Source organism: Methanobrevibacter sp. (assembly GCF_045112895.1).
Taxonomy (GTDB): Archaea; Methanobacteriota; Methanobacteria; order Methanobacteriales; family Methanobacteriaceae; genus Methanocatella.
In genome coordinates, this window is sequence record NZ_JBGUIH010000005.1 from 1 (window position 1) to 17605 (window position 17605).

Genomic DNA, 17605 nt, shown 5'->3' on the forward strand with positions numbered 1-17605 from the left:
TTACATTAACTGTAGGCAATAACGTTACCTTTGCTGTCAATTCCACTAATGTCACTGTAAAAGTAAGTAAAATCGCTACTGAAATTACCTTAACTAATGACACTCTCGATTTGAAAGTGAATGATGTGGCTAGTGATGTGGCGAATCTGACTCCTGCCGATGCAGGCAATTTAACTTTTGTTTTCAGTGATGAAAACATTGCCAAGGTCGAAAACGGCAATATCATTGCCATAGCAGAAGGTGATACCACAATTACAGTTTCATTTGCAGGTGATGAGAAGTATGCGGCAACGCAAAGCAAGACAATCACAGTTGCAGTAACACTAAACGATGCCAAAGTTGTTGTTGACAATTCATCCTTAGAGTTGATGGTTGGTGAAAGCGGCACTATAATTGCTACAACAACCCCTGAGGGCTTAGATGTTACATTTGTTTCCAGCGATGAGTCCATCGTCAAAGTGGATGATGGCCAGGTTACTGCCGTGGGCGAAGGCAATGCAAACATAACAGTCAGTGTTGGCGGAGATGGAGTATACGCACCAAACTCCACCACAGTAACAATAACAGTGGCCAAAATACCTACGGAAATCAGTGCAAGCGCTGTTTCAGAGATGTATGTTGGTGATGAGTCCAAAGTTGATTATTCCTTAGATCCTAGTGATGCCAAAGGAAATATGACTTTCACAAGCAACAATCCTGATGCAGCAAGTGTTGATTCTGATGGTGTAATCGTGGCTTGCGGCGAAGGCTCAGCAGTCATAAATGTCAATTTCTCAGGAAATGAAAAATATGCTGCATCCAATACCACTGTCACTGTCACTGTTTCCAAAGCCGGATCAAAAGTTAAAATCGAGCCTATCGACAATGTAACCTACGGTGAGGATGTCACTGTCAGATATTCAATCGAAAACAGAACGGGCAATGTCGGGGTCATTGTTGAGAATAGCGATGGAACTCAAATATCTGAAGACAACATAATAATTGCTGACGAGGAGGTTACAATTAGTGGTTTGGATGCTGGAAACTACACAATCACTATAATCAACTATGCAGACGATAAGACCAAAGAGTCTGATGATTCTGTTATGTTTGCTGTTTCCAAGTTCTCACCAAGTATTTCCTTGGAGGTATCTGACATCACTTATGGTGAAGTTGAAGTCATAACCATTACAAGTGACGTTCCGGGTGCCGTCAATGTCACTGTCAACGGCATTACCGTGACACTTGAGCTCAATGGTGAGTCCAAAGAGATACTCTTTGCTGCGTTTTCAAACGTTTTGAAATCAGATAACAGGGCGACTTTAAGTCTTGACAATCTGAAGGTGGGAGAATATCCTGTAACTGCTGTCTATAACGGTGATGAGAACTATGAAAGCGTCACCAAATCCGATGAGTTTACAGTCAATTCCAAAAACGCCACCATTGATGTCGATTCAAGTGACATTAAAGTGGGCGAAGATGAGACAATTACCGTGACCCTGCCGGAAGATGCAACAGGCACAGTAACAATTACCATTGACGGTAAAAAATACACTGCACCGGTTGAAAACGGCAAAGCGGTCTTTGACATTCCAGATTTGAGTGCAGGCGATAAAACTGCCAAAATACATTACTCAGGTGACGATAACTACGGTTCATCCGATACCACTATTTCATTTACAGTAAGCAAAGTCAAACCTGACGTGTCCGCTCAGAATGTTTCAAGTGATGGCAGCGGCAAGATTGTCATCCAACTTCCGGAAGATGCAACAGGCACAGTAACAATTACCATTGACGGTAAAAAATACACTGCACCGGTTGAAAACGGCAAAGCGGTCTTTGATATTCAAGGGTTATCCCCAGGAAAACACGACATCAAAGTCCACTACTCCGGTGACGACAAATACGAAGCAATGGAATTTGAGTTGACCATTACTGTAGAAGGCAACGGAACCAATCCTGAAAACAAAACAGTAAAAACAGTTAATAAAGTTCCAATGGCTACTGGCATAACAGATGAAGCAACCGGTAATCCAATATTAATGCTATTAATGGTATTGATGGCAATTGGATCTACCGCCTTGAGAAGACTTAAAAAATAAAATTTGTTCGGGAAGATGGAATTTTTATTCCATCCTCATTTCTTTCTTTTTTTTAATTAAACTTTAAATTGCATTTCATTGAAATTCCCCTTTTTCCATAAGGTGGAAACTCCAACCATGTCTCATCAAAAATGTTGTATGGATTCGGCAAGCGAGATTTATTCAAAGATTGTAAAAGTAGTATTCTTTAGCCCCAAGCAGATATTGTTAAGGGAAAATGGGGTTGATAATGTTTCAATTTAAGACTCTGCCTGGGACAGTTGTAACATCAAATGTGTTAATGAAATGTTACATATGTTAAAGATGATTTACCTAATATATAAATGTTTCGTTTTTAATTTTCATATATAATACTTGTTAATATTGATTTAAATAATATTTTAACATATTATAATGATTTATTGTCTTTAGATTATTATAATTATTTTTTTTATTTATAAATATTTTATTTTAAATTGTTTTCAACGATTTAAACCATTATTATTAATTTTATATTGAACCGTTAAGTTTATATACTATGTAATGTAACATTAACATAAGTAATTAGTTTTTAACATAATTACTGAAGTACTTAAATACTTTTTGCAAAAATGAATTAATTTGTGGGATACTATGAGGACCATGATTAAATATTTAAGACAGGAGCTCAAGATGAGCCAGAAAGAACTGGGGGATAAAGTTGGAGTCACCCGACAAACCATTAATGCGTTGGAAAACGGCAGATATAATCCATCTTTATTTTTGGCATATGAGATAACCCAGGTCTTTAATAAAATGATGTTTAAAGGAGATCGGGAGAAGTATTTCGTTATGGAAGAAATATTTATTTTCGATGATGACTATTATTAGGTGATAAAAAATGATTTTAGATATATACAAAGATGCACTGGAATATTCAGCTAAAGACTGGAAAACCCTAGTGATATTGGGAGTAATCTGCTTATTCAGTTTCTTGTTACTTCCTGCATTCTTGATTACAGGATATAATTACAGAGTTATAAATACCGCTGTACACGGAATAATCAACGGAAGGGACCCTCTTCCTGACTTTGATGATTTGATTGAAATGTTCGTTGATGGAGTTAAGGTTGTAATCGTTCAGATGCTGTATCTGATTGTGCCGATGATTATCTTTTTGGTATTTGCAATTGTTGCAGGACAATTGACCGGCGTCGCATCAAATGCATTAATGCTCATCGGATGCTTAATCACATTGATTGTTGGCGTGGCAGCATGCTTGATGAGCCAAATGGGAATATGTCACATGGCATACAATGATGGGGCATTTTCAAAAGCCTTTGCCATAAGTGAAATAAAAGAAGTGATTGATGAGATTGGATGGTTCGAATGCCTTGTTACATATATCGGACTAATAATCATAATCCTTGTCATTTCATTTGTTGTCACTGCACTTATCGGATTGATATTCATGGCATTTGGAATTTCCGGCGCTGTTTTAGGTGCTGATCCAAGCAGTGTATTCGTTTTAGGAGCATTAGTCAACTCAGCAGTGACAATGTTTATTGTCGGACCGTACTTGAGCATATTCGCTGCAAGATCCATGGGATTATTATATACAATGCAAATTTAGGGTGATTTGATGGCAAGCATAACTGACTGTGTAGTGGAAGGATTAAAGTATCCTTTCAATGATATTAAAAAACTTTTAGGATTTGGAGTTCTGTTCGCTTTAATAAGCGCATTATCAACTTACATCGGTGTGAAATCCTTTGGTATTTTCAGAGCTACCGTACATATAGTTGAAAATACCAATATGACCGCTTCACAATTGTCGTTTTCACAATTGCCTGTAGGTGACATTTATCTTGTAGCTGGTTTAACTATTGTCGGCTTCATTATCTCATTATTCATAATGGGATATCAATATGGTATCATAAAATTCTCAATCGATAAAAAAGAAGACCTTCCAGGATTTAATGATATAATTGCCATGTTCATCAATGGAATAAAATATTTTATTGTAACTTTGGCTTATAATATTATTCCGATTCTTGTATTGTTAGGTGGAATAGCATTAGTGGGAGAATCATCAATATTACCAATTATTCTCGTAATTTCAATGTTACTGTTCATAATTGCATATTTCCTCCTTATTATGGCATTAAACAATATGATTGCCCATGACAGTCTTAAGAAAGCGTTTGACTTTAATGAAATAATTGGAAATATTTCAAATCTTGGATGGGGAAAATATGTTGGAATAATCCTATTCACAATAATTGTAATGATGATTATCTCAGTTGCGGTAAGCTTCATTATGAGCTTGATTACTGTAGTGTTTGCAGCAACTATCAACAATCAGGCATTGATCGTATCAGTAGCCATTGCAATAATTGAAGGATTATTCATAGACTCTTATATGAGCGTATTCTTCAACAGAGTTTGTGGATCAGTATATAGAGAATCAATCAAATAGTTAGAATGTTCTTAAACATTCTATCTTTATTTTTTAGTTAATTTTTTGGAGGTTTTTAGTCATGGTAGACTACGTTATCGAAACAAATGATTTGTCAAAAATATATTCCAAAACCAAAGTTGTAAATTCTATCAACATGCATGTTGAAAGGGGAAAGATTTATGGGCTGTTGGGCAAGAATGGGGCTGGAAAGACCACAACCATGTGCATGCTTCTAAATCTCACATATCCAAGCAGCGGCGAGATATTCCTTTTTGGAAAAGACCCTAAAGAATATTCGAAGGAAATCTATCCCAAAATAGGTTCCATCATTGAAACTCCAGGATTCTATGAAAATCTAACAGCCTATGAAAACCTGAAGATTATTTCCAAATTAAGGGGAGACTATAATCCCGTCAACATCAATTCAGTTCTCAAAATGGTTAATTTGGACCATGAAAAATCAAAGAAATATAAGGATTATTCATTAGGTATGAAGCAGCGTTTGGGAATAGCTGCAGCCATCATGCACAGTCCCGAACTACTGATTCTGGATGAACCGATCAATGGCCTTGACCCTTTTGGAATAAAGGAAATCAGAACATTGCTTAAAAGGCTGGCCCATGAATTTGGAATAACAATCCTGATTTCATCCCATATCTTAAGCGAAATAGAAAATATTGCTGATGTCATTGGTGTTATGGATGAGGGAATTTTAATTGAAGAGTTTACAAGAGATGAGCTATTCAAAAAATTGAATAAGTTCGTTGAATTTGAAGTATCCGATGTGGATTTGGCAGTTAATGTTTTAAAGAAATTAGAACTTAAGGAGAATGAGGATTTTACATTTGATAATAATGGAAAAATCAGCTTATATTCTCATTTGGAGTTGAGGGATAAATTCAATGCATTATTTGTTAATTCAGGAATTGACGTTAAAAAAGTAAATCTATGTGAAGAGAACTTGGAGGAGTTTTTCACAAGATTCGTATCAAATAATTAAGGTGATAAGATGTTAACTTTTATTAAGATGGAATTTCTAAAACTCAAAAGGTCAAATATATTCCTGTTAAGTTTAATGGGAGCCATTTTGCCCCCATTGCTGATGTTCATTGCAGTCTTTGCATTTGATGAGGGAACCACTTTCGACATGTTGTTCAGCAATGTGAACATGTACATGTCAGCATTGTTTGCGGTCATGCTTTTTGCAATAATGATATCTTACCTATTCGGCAGGGAATACAACGAGCATACCCTGAAGACAATGCTCACTATTCCGATATCCAGGGGAAAGTTTCTGGCAAGCAAATATGTAATGTTTCTGGTGTGGATTCTAATATTGACAGTAGTCACAAGCCTTTCAGCACTTGTCTTTGGATTTATTGCAGGCCTTGAAGGTTTCACAATAAAGCTGTTCATTGACAGTTTTGCGCAGCTTCTGTTTGCAAACGTCTTGCTGTTCCTGACATTCTCTCCGTTTGTATTTATTTCCCTATTCATTACGAATATGGTTCCCGCAATGGTTGGGGGAGCAGGATTGACATTGGTCAATATGCTGATCTATGGCCAGACTTGGGCGCCGTATGTGCCTTGGGTATGCCCATATCTGATTGCATCCGGAGAAATAGCTGAGTATACAACAAGCATTACCGTGTCTTATGGTGTTATCATGGCCACTTTCGTAATTGGATTGGTTATTTCATATATTTACTTCACAAGAACTGATGTTTCACTTTAAGGATTAGTCTTCAAATGCTCTTTGGAGCAGTTTAAATATGATGATGTCAAGATATATATGTAGGTGATATTAATGAACGAATTTGAAAATCAAATGTTCTGCCAATCCTGCGCAATGCCTCTTGCAGATGAAGAACTATTCGGAACCAATGCGGACGGCAGCAAAAATGAAGACTACTGCATTTATTGCTTCAAGGATGGCGAATTCACTTCAGACATGACAATGGACGAGATGATGAACTTCTGCATTGACAAGATGGTCGAAGTCCATCCGGAAATTGACAAGGATGAAGCTTCAGGTATGATGAGGGAAGTATTTCCTAAATTAAAAAGATGGTCAAACGATTAGTTGACCACAATTTTTATTTATTTTTTATTTCAATTTTTAATCATGAAAAGAATTTTCTTATTTTTAATTCTGTTTATTATAATTTTACCAGTTGCTGCCGATAGCGAAAACAATTTCCAGGATTGGCAGAAAAACTACTATCCTGATAATACTATTGATGATGATGCATTAAGACAACGTTTTGATGAGTTAACTGATGATGCACTTGATTTCAATGATTTTTTAGAATTTGATAAAGTATATCAAAAGGTTTACTGGGATAAGAATTCAACAGAAATCAATGAGATAATGAATCAAGACTTCAGAAATGAAGATTCAAATAATGATAATGAGTTAACCTTCAATGAATTTAAAAAAGGGTTTAATCTGATTTTAAGTTATTATCAAGACAATCCATCAGATTATGAGTTTTTCAAGGATACAGATTTAAATGATGATGGTAGAATAACCCTTGATGAATTTGAGGAGATAAACTATATTTTCACTGAAGACAGTTTTTGGGATGGATATTCGATAGAAGAGATATGCCAAAGCGAATTTGACGATGCGAATTCCGGTGGAATTGATTTAAATTACACGGAATTTAAAAGAGCAATTTAATTTTGTAGAAATCAGATGTAATTTAATTGTAAAGCACTGGATGGATTAGATATCCAGTGCTAGTTGTTTTATGTACTTATGTTTAGATTTTTTTCAATATCATTATAATTAATGATATTTGAACAATTTGATATTGAGGAATAAAAATGGATATTTTTGATAAATTACACTAATTTATTCATAGGATGGAAATCAACAGGTTCTGTTCCCATTGCCTTTACAGCTTCACATATGAACATGTCTGTCTGTGCTACTGCAGGAAATGCGATTTTAGCATTTTCAATAGGTCCAAAGAGAACGAAGTCTCCACCGCACATTACTTGCACGATATTTGCGCCAATGTCACAAACGGTAAATGCAGTTTTGTTACCTGCTTTTTTATATTCTCTTAACCAGTCCCATGCAGATGGAACATTGTGAATTCCAGATCCAACAGGATATCCCCATTTTGCTTTTTCGGCAAAAGAGGTTCTAGCAGCGATACCAGCTCCTTGACCTAATGGAGTTACGGCTGTATCCATCATAAATTTTTCAATTCCACAGTCTGCAGCTACTTCAAGCAAACCTTTTTCATATGCACCGTCATCTCCATCTTCCCACATGGCCATTTTACCTTCGATGGTAGCATTCATAGGATTGAATCCCAATATAATGGAAGCGGAAATGTTTGTTTCAGCTAGTGCATCTAATTCGGATTTGTCTGCGGACATGTTAATTGAGTTATAGATTGCTCTTTCTGTTAGTCCGACTTCATCGGAATATTGTGCTCCTGCAACTCTGGCGTCACCTGAGGTTGAATCTATGAGGAAAGGTGCATCGCAGATTTCTCCAATGTATTCAATGTATTTCGGAAGTGCTTCTACTGTTTGTCCGAAAACTTGCACAATATATGGATTACCGGTGATATCTGAAATTGATGCCATATCATTAACTAGTTGTTCGGCTCTATCTTTGTCGAAATCCCCAGTCAATTCATCATTGAGAATATTATGACCACCATAGAAAATGGTTCCAGCTAAAACAGTAGGATATTCTCCTGGTTGCCCTCCCATTTGGACTCCTGCAAAGTCAAAAACTGTTTGTTCTTTATCAAATTTAAACATTTAATATAACCTCGATTTTTTTTAGACCCAACATATTCAATTTTACTTTAAAAAAATTAAAGTTAGGTCTAAAAGTATATTTTTTTTAGGCATATATAAATAAGTATTATAATTTTTAATATTATCGATTTTAGTATTATAATTATTATAATAAATTTAAAATATATTAATCATTGTTTAATTATTTAAATAATTAATATACAGTTTTTAAATCTTCAAATCTTGAAATTGTATTAATATTCAGTGAAAATGCATGATATTGTGTATAATTTAATTATTTTATCTTAAAAAACTCAAAATAATTAATTGTTAATAATTAATCATGATTATGAAAAAATATTTAAAATTCGATTAGATATTATTGAAATAAGGATAATATATTATTTTTTTCATGTTTGGATTATAATAGTCCAAAATAAAGTAAATATGGAAAATGTCAAATTTTTTTTACAAGAATAATTGAAAAATTGAAGTTTTCAGTTCATGTGAACATCGTTCATCATTACAGTTTGCAATGGAAAGGCATGAAAGCCATTCGAAGATGTAATTTAAGTATTATCAGTTTATAATATTATATCATGTGTTCGATTGTTGGTCTGCAAGGTAAGTTTAAGGGAAACGATATTGTCAAAATGCTTAAAGCCTCAAAAAACAGAGGTCCGGATTCATCAGGTGTTTTTTTGGATGAAATTTATATAGACATTAACTTAGATGAATTCAGCAATGATAATGATTATGGGATAGCATTTGGCCATAATCTGCTTTCAATTTATGATTCAAATGAAAGGGAATCCAAGGCGCAGCCGATTTCAAAGGATAACTTGACTTTGGTTTTCAATGGAGAAATATACAACTTCCGGACTATGAAGAATTTCCTGAATAAGGTCGGCGTTGAAGCGGAAATCACCTCAGACAGTGAAGTCTTGCTGTATCTTATTGACTTTTATGCCAAAAAGCTGGACTTGCTTAAAGCTGTTCAATCAGCAATCAGATTAATTGACGGCGACTATGCTTTTGCGGTATGGGATGGTGAAAACCTAGCAATTGCAAGAGACCCGTTAGGTGTAAAACCGTTATTCTATTCTCAAAAGGATGGCCTTAAAGGGTTTTCATCGACCAGACAATCTCTAAATGAAGTGGGATTTGCTGACATCAACACATTAAAGCCTGAACACATACTTTATAATTGGGAAGACATATCTCCTGCACAGGCAATCTATGAAAATGTCTTTGAAGGTGACGTAGCCAAAATAGACAAGATGTTAAGATTGAGTGTTGTCAAAAGAGTTGAGGGATTGCGCGAGCTTGGTGTAATATTTTCAGGAGGCCTTGACAGCTCATATCTGGCGTTGCTTTTAAAGGAGATTTCGCATAACATTCCTTTAAAGATCAAACTTTATGCAGTAGGTGCCGAAGGCTCAAAGGATGTTGAAGCGGCAATCTATGCCTCAAAATTTCTGAATCTGGATTTGGAAATCTGTGAAGTTACAGAAGATTTGATCCGCGAAGCACTGCCTCAAGTCGTCAAAGCCATCGGTGATGATAACCTGATGAAAGTGGGTGTTGGTCTTACAACTTATTTTGCAACCAAAATGGTGGCAGAAGATGGCTTGAAAGTGGCCATTTCAGGACAGGGTGCAGATGAGCTGTTTGGAGGATATAAAAGGTATCTTCAAAGCTTTGTTGACGGGACACTGAACTATGATTTGAGAGTTGACATGTCAAACATGTATCATGTCAATCTGGAAAGGGACGATGCATGCTCCATGCTTAATGGCGTTGAGTTGAGGTTGCCGTTTTTGGATAAGACTCTTGTTGAATTGGTATTAAACATTCCCGACAATAAGAAGATTGTTTCAATGCATGATGATATGAGAAAAAGCATCTTAAGAAAATTGGCATTTGAAGAGGGTCTTGATTATGAAATAGCCTATAGGCCTAAAAAGGCGGCTCAGTATGGAACTGGAATCGACAAAATATTGAGAAAGAAAATCATCAAAGATACAGATATTTCTAAATATTTGGAATAATTAATTCTATTTTTCACTCATTTTTCTTTACATTTATTAATATTAAAAAACATAATAATTATATTATTAATTAATAGGAGTTTTAATTTTATGACAATCGAAAAAGATGCAGAGGATATCATAGAAAAATTCTCAAAAATTTTGGAAGATATTCCAGATTCTGATGAAACATGGTATATTACAGATAATTTAAATTTAACACGTGAAGATAAGGCTCAAGCGAAAAGTCCTGAAAAAATATTAAGGAATGCTAGGATTGATAAGGACGGAAATCTTGTTGTTAAAAAAGCAGATTGGACAAACTAGAGGGATTTGAATGAGAATTGATTTAGTTCTAGAACTTTTGGATAGTCCTGGACAATTGGTTAAAGCGTTAGAACCGATAAGCGTATATGGTGCTAATCTTGTAACTGTCATCCACAAAAGGGACTATAAGAATGACAATGGCAAAGTTCCAGTTCAGCTTACTTTGGAAGGGGAACATGAAGACCTTAAAAATGTAGTTAACAAGTTTGAAGAGTTAGGATTCAGCATTATCGAAATGGATGGCGTTGTCAAAAAAGAAAAGATAACCACTATTTTCTTTGGCCATATTGTAGATCAGGATTTAAGAGACACCATGGATAGAATCAATGCTCTTGACGGCGTTGTAATTGTCGCATTTGATATTAAGTTAAACGGTGAGGAAAAATCCACCGCATTGATTAATATTGAATCTGATGTTGGTTTAAGGCAAACAGTATTTGATAGAATTGCAGAAATTGCAGAAGAAAAAGATTTATTAGTAATTAATGAAGTTTAAGTGATGATTATTATGGATGAATGTAGAGTCATTATCATGGGATTCGGTTCAGTCGGCCAAGGGGTTGCCAATGCCATTTCCATGAAGAAGGATTTAATTAAGGATAAAACAGGTGTTGCAGTAAAGGTTGTAGCTGCAGCTGATTCATCTTCATCTGCAATCTCACAGGATGGATTAGATGAATTGTTACTTGTAAAGACTAAAAATGAAGAAGGAAAACTATCAGCATATCCTGAATTTGGATCTGATATAAGCGGTGCAGATGTTTTAGATGCTGTGGAATACGATTGTCTTATTGAAGCAACTCCTACTAATATCGTTGATGCACAACCTGCACTTTCACTAACACTTAAAGCATTTGAGCAAGGAAAAGATGTAGTGACTTCCAATAAAGGACATTTAGCCCTTAAATTTAAAGAAGTGGTAGGGGCTGCTGAAAAGGCAGGTGTGGAATTCAAATATGAAGCCAGTGTTGGAGGATCAATGCCAATTATCAATTTCACAAAGGACACCTTGGCTTCATGCGAAATCAAATCAATCAAGGGCATCTTGAACGGTACTACCAATTACATTTTATCAAGAATGACCTCAGAAGGTTCAGATTATGAAGTGATTCTTAAGGAATCACAGGAATTGGGTATTGCAGAAACCGATCCAACTCAAGATGTGGAAGGAATTGATGCAGCTTGTAAAACTGTAATTTTAGCCAATTCCCTTTTAGGAATCGATGCAACTTACAGTGACGTTAAAGTTGAAGGTATTTCAAATATCAATGCTGAAGCAATTGAGCTTGCAAAGAAAGATGATTACCTAATCAAATTGATAGCTGAAGTATCTCCTGATAACTTGCAGGTTTCTCCACGTTTGGTTAAAAGGGGAAGCTCTTATGATGTAAGCGGAACCTTAAACATGGCTACAATCAAAACCGATTTGGCTGATGAGGTATCTGTAATTGGACTTGGAGCAGGGTCTCTTGAAACTGCTTCTGCGATGTTGACAGATTTAATTAGTATTTTGAAAAATAAAAACTAATTAAATATTTTATTTTTTTTATAAATTTTTATTTTGATAACATGAAATACGTAATATTTATCCCTGATGGGTCTAGTGAATATCCTGTAGATGAATTAGATGGTAAAACTCCTTTAATGGTAGCTAACACTCCAAATATCGACAAGTTGGCTCGCGGTGGATTTGGAGGATTTACAAACAATGTTCCTGATGAATATAGTCCCGGTTCCGACGTGGCCAACATGAGCATTTTCGGATTCAATCCTGCCGATTACTATACTGGCCGCGGACCGTTGGAAGCGGGAAGCGAAGGCATTCCGACAACTCCTTGTGATGTGATATTCAGATGCAATACAATATTCAGTGAAAATGGCGAAATGGATGATTTCAATGCAGGCCATATATCAACTGAAGAAGCTGATGAATTGATGAAAGGATTGAATGAGTATTTCACTGAAAAATACCCTGACTTTAGAGGCAAATTCTACACAGGCGTAAGCTATAGACATCTGTTCATATACTCATGCGACAGTGTTGAAGATGCAGAAATCCTGTCAAGCATTAAAACAATCCCTCCTCATGATATGGTGGGTGAAAAGCTAGTTGACAATTTATTCGGAGACTGTGAATTGGCTCAGGATATCCAACAGATCATGTTCGAGTCAAGAGAATACCTTAAGGATGCTGAAGTCAACAAAAAAAGAGAAATCCCGGCCAATATGGTATGGCTATGGGGACAAGGAGTAACACCTAAGTTGCCTAACTTCGAGGAAACCTATGGTATTACCGCTTCAGTAATTACCGGTGTTGACCTGCTTAGGGGAATCGGAAACTTTGCAGGAATGAATATTGTTAGGGTTCCTGGAGCTACCGGATACTTTGACACTGATTATAAGCAAAAGGGTGAATATGGTATCGAAGCCTTGAAAGAGACAGATTTGCTGTTGATTCATATTGAAGCTCCTGATGAAGCAGGACATGCTCAAAATACTGAAGAAAAGGTCAAAGCTATTGAAAGAATAGACGAATTCATTGTCGGACCTATCATTGACAGTTTGGAAGGCGAAGACTTTAGGGCAGCAATATTGCCGGATCATCCAACCCCAATCAGTGTTGGAACCCACACCCGTGATGATGTGCCTCTGGTAATCTATGATTCAGCACGTGAAGGTGACGAATGTGAATCTTTCGATGAGGAAAGTGTCAAAAAAGGTTCACTTGAATTTAGGAAAGGACACTTCTTAGTTCAAAGATTGATTGATGGAGACTATTAAATGAAAGTAATGCTAGTAAACGGAAGTCCTAATAAGAAAGGCTGTACCTATACAGCTTTAACAGAAATTGCAAAAACTTTAGAAACATACGATATTGAAACAGAAATCTTCTGGATTAAAACAAAACCGATTACAGGATGCATTGCATGTGGAAAATGCTCTGAATTAGGCAAATGCACATTCGATAATGATGTTGTAAATGAGTTTGTCGAAAAGGCATATGATGCGGATGCATTCGTATTTGGCTCACCGGTTTACTACGCCAGTGCAAACGGATCCATGATTTCATTTTTGGACAGGTCTTTTTACTCAAATTCCCATGGTGCAGGTGCAGAAGCCTTTAAAAACAAGCCTGGTGCTGTGGTCTGTTCTGCAAGGCGTGGAGGTACGACAGCAACCTATGATCAATTGATTAAATATTTAGGTATTTCCCAAATGCCAATCATTTCATCTTTTTACTGGAATATGGTTCATGGAAACACTCCCGAAGAGGTAATGCAGGATGAAGAGGGCTTGGGTACAATGAGGCAGCTTGCCCATAATATGGCATTTTTCTTGAAATGCATCGAAGTGGGTGAAGAAAAAGGCATAACTTTAACTCAAGAACCTAAACCACGTACAAACTTTATAAGGTAATTTTTTGCCTTTTTAATTCTTTTTTTAAAAATAGTTTTTATATTTAGATGAGGATAGAAATCCCCATCATTTTATATTATGCACTGGAGTTCAAGTCATGAACTAAACATCATAGATGTTTAATATTGGTATTGTTAGTACATATATTTAAACTCTTGCATTTATTTTTGTATTTTAACCATTATTAATTCAATATTTCTATTTTAAATCAATTTTTCATACTAAAATCAATTTTACACAATTAATTTCTATTTAATTTAAATAATATGCGATGTATATCCTTATTTCTAAATGCCAAAAAATTTATATTATGTGCTTAAGGTATGATTGAAATGAAAGTGGAAATTGTATACTTAATTTGGGAGGTTAAGTCATGGTTGAAGATTTTCTAGTGGCTTTAGCATATTTTGTTTTAGCTATGTATTATCTTCACTTGACTATACTGCTATGGCGTAGTTAAGAGTTGATGGTTGAATCTAGTTAGTAGTTTATGGGATGAAATTAGAATTTCTGATTGACCGGTTTTTCTCGGCATTTATAATTCAACTATTAACTGATAAAAAAGTTCATATGTTGTTATTTAAATATAGTTATCTATAATTATTTTTTTGATATCATGAACGTTTCGAATTTATTTAAAACTCCTGAAGGTTATATCTATTCAAATAGGGCACTGCTTGCCTTATTTATTCCACTTTTAATAGAATATGGTTTGGAATTCTGTGTAGGTTTGGCCGATTCCATCATGGTGGCTTCATTGGGTGAAGCGGCCATTTCAGGTGTTTCTCTAGTTGATTTTCTAGTCCAGCTTCTGATTTTTTCATTTTCAGCTCTTGCAACGGGAGGGGCTGTTGTGGCCGGCCAGTATTTGGGTGACAATCAAATAGAAAAGGCACAGAACTCAGCGACACAGCTGATCTGGTTTTCCACTATCCTATCCACAGTTTTAATGATTGCTGTAATCATCTTAAGGCAATTCTTGATTGGGCTTCTGTTTGGCCAGATTGAGGCTGACGTCTGGGCAAATGCTGATATGTATTTGTATATTGTAGCATTATCAATTCCATTTTTAGCAATATATAACGCAGGTGCGGCCATTTTCCGGACAACCAATAATGCAACTTTGCCAATGCAGATATTACTTATCTGTGATGTCTTAAACGTTATCGGAAATGCATTCTGCATCTACTATTTGGGTTGGGATGTTCGTGGTGTAGCCATTCCGACAGTAATTTCAAGAGCGCTGGCGGCAATTTTGATTTTGTACTTTGTAATTGATGAAGACTACAAATTGCACATCAAAAGAACATTAAGACATAAGTTCGACTTCAAAATCCTTAGGAAAGTATTGAAGGTCGGCATTCCTTATGGTGTTGAAAATGGGCTTTTCCAATTGGGAAGAGTGTTAGTGTTAAGTTTGGTTTCAACATTCGGAACAATGGCGATAGCTGCAAATTCAGTTGGATATGCAATCGGAATATTTTCAGTATTGCCTGGTTTTGCAATCAATTTGGGATTGACTGCTGTCATTTCAAGGTGTGTTGGCGCCAATGACTATGAACAGGCAAGATACTACAATAAGAAATGTTTAGTAATTGTAATCATCTCACACATTGTCATAAACCTGCTGATTTTTGCAGGCCTACCTTTGATTTTAGGAATCTACAACCTATCTCCTCAAACTGCAGCAATGACGACACAAATGGTTATCTGGCATGGAATATTCGCAATCATAATCTGGCCTATCTCATTCACACTGCCGTCAACATTCAGAGGTGCGGGAGATTCAAAATCAGTGATGTATATAAGTCTTGCAGTAATGTTCATATGCAGAATAGGCCTGTCTTATGTTATAGCTGACTGGATGGGAGTCGGAGTGTTCGGAACATGGATAGCGATGTTCATCGATTGGTATGTAAGGGCAGGAATTTACGTTTACAGATATTTCTCAAATAAATGGACAGAATATAGGGTGGTATGATGAGTGAAATAGAATACAAAGAGATACATGAATTCAGTGTAGAGGATTTGCAGGATTTGTTTTTGTCAGTGGAATGGTCTTCAGGCCATTTCCCGGAAAAGCTCCAGATTGCAATGAGAAACTTTGAAACCGTCATCTCAGCATGGGATGGAGACAAATTAGTCGGCATGATATGCGCAATGGATGATGGAATAATGACTGCATATGTCCATTATCTGCTTGTAAGACCCGAATATCAGGATAAGGGCATTGGAAAAGCATTGGTTTTAAGGGTTAAGGAAATCTATAAGGATTATCTGCGCATTGTTGTAGTGGGATATGACGAAGAAGTTGGATTTTACGAGAATTGTGGATTTGAAAAGGCGGATGATGCAAGCCCGCTTTTCATTACAGAACTATGGACATGAGGTGTTTCGATGGTTTTATTCAGAGGGGATGTCAAGTGCAAGAGCCTGCAAAGGCGTACATCAATTAGCGTAATCCTGCCATCAGACAATATTCATTTTTTGCAGGACAGAGAAGAAATTGTGCCTCAGCCTTATAAAACATTATACCTGCTTCATGGATTGTATGGCAGTGACGATATCTTTTTGGCGAACACTTCCATTCAGAAATTTGCGGAAGACCATGGAATAGCCATAGTAATCCCGTGCGGGGAGAATAGCTTCTATTTGGATAATGAGAAGGTACATGCATATTACGGCGAATATGTCGGCCAGGAACTGCTGGACATTACAAGGAACATATTTCCACTTTCTCATAAACGGGAAGACACTTTCATTGCAGGTTTTTCAATGGGAGGTTACGGTGCAATCAGAAATGGCTTGAAATACTACGATAACTTCTCTAAAATTGGAATGATATCATCAGCATTGATAACCGATGATATTGTAAATTATGTCAGTGATGATAATGTATTGAGGGCTAGAGATTTCTATGAATCCATTTTCGGCGATTTAAGTAAGGTTAAAGGTTCAGATAAAGATCCCAAATATTTAATTGAAAATACTGAAAACATTCCGGATATCTTCATGGCTTGCGGTGTGAATGACTTTCTGTTTGAAAAGAATGTTGATTTCTATGAGTTTTTACAGTCTAAAAACATTGATGTGGAATTTATTCAGGCGCCTGGAGAGCATACCTGGGAATTTTGTGACAAATACATAAAGGAGTTCATTAAAACATTATAGGGTGATAGTATGAGATGTCCAAATTGTGGCAGCGAGTTAGATGAGGACAATTACTGCAGCGAATGCATGGAATTTTTCAATGAGGAAGATTCCTATGGTTATGAAGAGCCAAATTATGATTCAATGGTAAACAACGGTGACAACATCTGTCTCAACTGCACTTTCTGGAGCGTAAGTCCATATGGTGCGGCTCATGGAATGGTATGCAGAAAGGGACAGCTTTCAAACGGACCTGACGATTCTTGCGATATGTTCATTAAAGAACAAAATTTTGCCAATTATGGTGAAAATGGTGAATACCAGTTTGATGAAACCAATCGTGCAATCTCCAATAAATTGAATTATTGGAAAAATAGCCAATAAAATCCCTATTTATAAAACGAATTAAATTTTTA

The 17605-nt window shown here is 36.0% G+C and carries 20 protein-coding genes; 19 read left to right on the plus strand and 1 reads right to left on the minus strand.

Annotation, left to right across the window (positions count from 1 at the left end; all coding sequences use genetic code 11):
• The 9 genes from ACJMLD_RS01280 to ACJMLD_RS01320 form a co-directional block, all read left to right on the plus strand.
• Positions 1-2081: Ig-like domain repeat protein (locus ACJMLD_RS01280; protein WP_405267227.1), on the plus strand; the 2081-nt coding region annotated here is incomplete at its 5' end.
• Between the two features lie 117 nt (positions 2082-2198).
• Positions 2199-2324, plus strand: coding sequence for a hypothetical protein (locus ACJMLD_RS01285; protein WP_405267229.1), 126 nt, complete (start codon positions 2199-2201; stop codon positions 2322-2324).
• A gap of 369 nt (positions 2325-2693) precedes the next feature.
• Complete coding sequence (locus ACJMLD_RS01290; RefSeq protein WP_116591747.1) at positions 2694-2930, plus strand: helix-turn-helix transcriptional regulator; 237 nt, start codon at positions 2694-2696, stop codon at positions 2928-2930.
• 10 nt (positions 2931-2940) lie between these two features.
• The gene (locus tag ACJMLD_RS01295; protein WP_405267231.1) at positions 2941-3672 is read left to right on the plus strand and encodes a DUF4013 domain-containing protein; all 732 of its coding nucleotides are present in this window, start codon (positions 2941-2943) and stop codon (positions 3670-3672) included.
• Between the two features lie 9 nt (positions 3673-3681).
• On the plus strand, positions 3682-4518 hold the full coding sequence (locus tag ACJMLD_RS01300; protein WP_405267233.1) for a DUF4013 domain-containing protein: 837 nt from the start codon (positions 3682-3684) through the stop codon (positions 4516-4518).
• A gap of 61 nt (positions 4519-4579) precedes the next feature.
• Positions 4580-5500 (plus strand): ABC transporter ATP-binding protein, encoded by a 921-nt coding sequence (locus ACJMLD_RS01305; RefSeq protein ID WP_405267235.1) that lies wholly within the window; start codon positions 4580-4582, stop codon positions 5498-5500.
• A 9-nt stretch (positions 5501-5509) separates the two neighbouring features.
• Positions 5510-6235: an ABC transporter permease gene (locus ACJMLD_RS01310; RefSeq protein ID WP_405267236.1), complete on the plus strand. Its 726-nt coding sequence runs from the start codon at positions 5510-5512 to the stop codon at positions 6233-6235.
• 72 nt (positions 6236-6307) lie between these two features.
• On the plus strand, positions 6308-6583 hold the full coding sequence (locus ACJMLD_RS01315; RefSeq protein ID WP_405267238.1) for a zinc ribbon domain-containing protein: 276 nt from the start codon (positions 6308-6310) through the stop codon (positions 6581-6583).
• A 42-nt stretch (positions 6584-6625) separates the two neighbouring features.
• Positions 6626-7183 (plus strand): hypothetical protein, encoded by a 558-nt coding sequence (locus ACJMLD_RS01320; protein ID WP_405267240.1) that lies wholly within the window; start codon positions 6626-6628, stop codon positions 7181-7183.
• Positions 7184-7347: 164 nt separating this feature from the next.
• Here the strand turns inward: ACJMLD_RS01320 and mtrH are convergent, their stop codons facing one another.
• Positions 7348-8286 (minus strand): tetrahydromethanopterin S-methyltransferase subunit H, encoded by a 939-nt coding sequence (mtrH, locus tag ACJMLD_RS01325; protein WP_405267242.1) that lies wholly within the window; start codon positions 8284-8286, stop codon positions 7348-7350.
• Positions 8287-8864: 578 nt separating this feature from the next.
• Between mtrH and ACJMLD_RS01330 the strand changes: the two genes are divergently transcribed.
• From ACJMLD_RS01330 to ACJMLD_RS01375, 10 genes are all read left to right on the plus strand, one after another.
• The gene (locus ACJMLD_RS01330) at positions 8865-10316 is read left to right on the plus strand and encodes an asparagine synthase-related protein (protein WP_405267244.1); all 1452 of its coding nucleotides are present in this window, start codon (positions 8865-8867) and stop codon (positions 10314-10316) included.
• Positions 10317-10406: 90 nt separating this feature from the next.
• On the plus strand, positions 10407-10622 hold the full coding sequence (gatC, locus tag ACJMLD_RS01335; protein ID WP_405267246.1) for an Asp-tRNA(Asn) amidotransferase subunit GatC: 216 nt from the start codon (positions 10407-10409) through the stop codon (positions 10620-10622).
• Positions 10623-10632: 10 nt separating this feature from the next.
• Positions 10633-11118, plus strand: coding sequence for an amino acid-binding protein (locus ACJMLD_RS01340; protein WP_405267248.1), 486 nt, complete (start codon positions 10633-10635; stop codon positions 11116-11118).
• 12 nt (positions 11119-11130) lie between these two features.
• Entirely contained in the window at positions 11131-12150 is a 1020-nt protein-coding gene (locus tag ACJMLD_RS01345) for a homoserine dehydrogenase (RefSeq protein ID WP_405267250.1), read from the plus strand.
• A gap of 41 nt (positions 12151-12191) precedes the next feature.
• Positions 12192-13403 (plus strand): cofactor-independent phosphoglycerate mutase, encoded by a 1212-nt coding sequence (locus ACJMLD_RS01350; protein ID WP_405267253.1) that lies wholly within the window; start codon positions 12192-12194, stop codon positions 13401-13403.
• Entirely contained in the window at positions 13404-14039 is a 636-nt protein-coding gene (locus ACJMLD_RS01355; RefSeq protein WP_405267255.1) for a flavodoxin family protein, read from the plus strand.
• Between the two features lie 616 nt (positions 14040-14655).
• Positions 14656-16020, plus strand: a complete 1365-nt coding sequence (locus tag ACJMLD_RS01360) for an MATE family efflux transporter (protein WP_405267257.1) — start codon at positions 14656-14658, stop codon at positions 16018-16020.
• A complete protein-coding gene (locus ACJMLD_RS01365) occupies positions 16020-16427 on the plus strand; it encodes a GNAT family N-acetyltransferase (RefSeq protein ID WP_405267260.1) in 408 nt (135 codons plus the stop codon). Before ACJMLD_RS01360 ends, ACJMLD_RS01365 begins: the two co-directional genes overlap by 1 nt.
• Positions 16428-16436: 9 nt before the next feature.
• On the plus strand, positions 16437-17210 hold the full coding sequence (locus ACJMLD_RS01370) for an alpha/beta hydrolase (protein ID WP_405267263.1): 774 nt from the start codon (positions 16437-16439) through the stop codon (positions 17208-17210).
• Between the two features lie 9 nt (positions 17211-17219).
• Positions 17220-17573, plus strand: coding sequence for a hypothetical protein (locus tag ACJMLD_RS01375; RefSeq protein ID WP_405267264.1), 354 nt, complete (start codon positions 17220-17222; stop codon positions 17571-17573).
• The last annotated feature ends 32 nt before the right edge of the window (positions 17574-17605 follow it).